Here is a 1064-nt window from a genome sequence, read left to right on the forward strand (position 1 = left end):
TCACCAGGCATTACCATTTCAACGCCGTCTGGTAACTGTACGTCACCTGTTACGTCAGTTGTACGGAAGTAGAACTGTGGACGGTAACCTTTGAAGAATGGAGTGTGACGACCACCTTCATCTTTAGAAAGTACGTATACTTCTGAAGTGAACTTCGTGTGTGGAGTGATTGAACCAGGCTTAGCTAGTACTTGACCACGTTCAACGTCTTCACGCTTAGTACCACGTAGAAGTGCACCGATGTTCTCACCCGCACGACCTTCGTCTAGAAGCTTACGGAACATCTCAACACCTGTACAAGTTGTCTTCGTAGTTTCTTTGATACCTACGATTTCAACTTCGTCATTCACGTTGATGATACCAGCTTCAACACGGCCWGTTACAACAGTACCACGACCTTGGATTGAGAATACGTCTTCGATAGGCATGATGAATGGCTTATCGATGTCACGCTCTGGCTCTGGGATGTAAGAATCTAGTGCTTCTGCAAGCTCAACGATTTTGTCTTCCCACTCTTTCTCGCCTTCTAACGCTTTAAGCGCTGAACCTTGGATTAGTGGTAAGTCATCACCTGGGAAGTCGTACTCAGAAAGAAGTTCACGAACTTCCATCTCAACTAGCTCAAGTAGCTCTTCGTCGTCAACCATGTCACATTTGTTCATGAATACGATGATGTAAGGTACACCAACCTGACGAGAAAGTAGGATGTGCTCACGAGTTTGTGGCATAGGACCGTCAGTCGCAGCAACTACTAGGATTGCGCCGTCCATTTGAGCAGCACCAGTGATCATGTTTTTAACATAATCGGCGTGTCCTGGACAGTCTACGTGTGCGTAGTGACGAGTTGGAGTATCGTACTCAACGTGTGAAGTTGAGATTGTGATACCACGCTCACGCTCTTCTGGAGCGTTATCGATTGATGCGAAGTCTTTAGCTACACCACCGTATACTTTTGCAAGTACGTTAGTGATTGCTGCTGTTAGAGTTGTTTTACCGTGGTCAACGTGGCCGATTGTACCAACGTTTACGTGCGGTTTTACGCGTTCAAACTTTTCTTTTGCCAT

At 46.1% G+C, this 1064-nt stretch carries 1 protein-coding gene; it reads right to left on the bottom strand.

The window, feature by feature from the left end; all coding sequences use genetic code 11:
• Positions 1 to 1064, bottom strand: a 1064-nt coding sequence (gene tuf / locus AOG27_RS20840) for an elongation factor Tu (protein ID WP_054554908.1), incomplete at its 3' end; no start/stop codon positions are given.

Source organism: Pseudoalteromonas lipolytica (assembly GCF_001306915.1).
Lineage (GTDB): Bacteria > Pseudomonadota > Gammaproteobacteria > Enterobacterales > Alteromonadaceae > Pseudoalteromonas > Pseudoalteromonas simplex.